Source organism: Leucobacter musarum subsp. musarum, from assembly GCF_001273845.1.
GTDB classification, from domain to species: Bacteria; Actinomycetota; Actinomycetes; order Actinomycetales; family Microbacteriaceae; genus Leucobacter; species Leucobacter musarum.
In genome coordinates this window covers 1-228 of sequence record NZ_JHBW01000027.1, presented here as the reverse complement: position 1 = coordinate 228, position 228 = coordinate 1, and the positions used below count along the sequence as shown (strand labels likewise).

The following is a 228-nucleotide window of genomic DNA, read 5'->3' as shown; positions in this document are numbered from 1 at the left end:
GCTCTGCAGTTCGCGCACATTGCCGGCCCAGGCGTAGCGCCGCAGCGGCTCGGCAACACCGGCCAGCACGCGGGCAGCCTCTTCCGTGTCGGCAATGCGCAGCAGCAGGCGCGGATCGCGGCGCGCGGCCTGCACGAGCAGTTCAACGGCCAGGGGCATCACGTCGTCGTGGCGTTCGCGAAGTGGGGGCAGCGCGATGCTCAGGATATTGAGGCGGTAGTACAGGTC

1 pseudogene is annotated in these 228 nt (G+C 69.3%); it reads right to left on the bottom strand.

From position 1 onward, the window contains the following. Positions 1–228, bottom strand: a pseudogene (locus CH42_RS00090) (hypothetical protein); the annotation flags it as partial.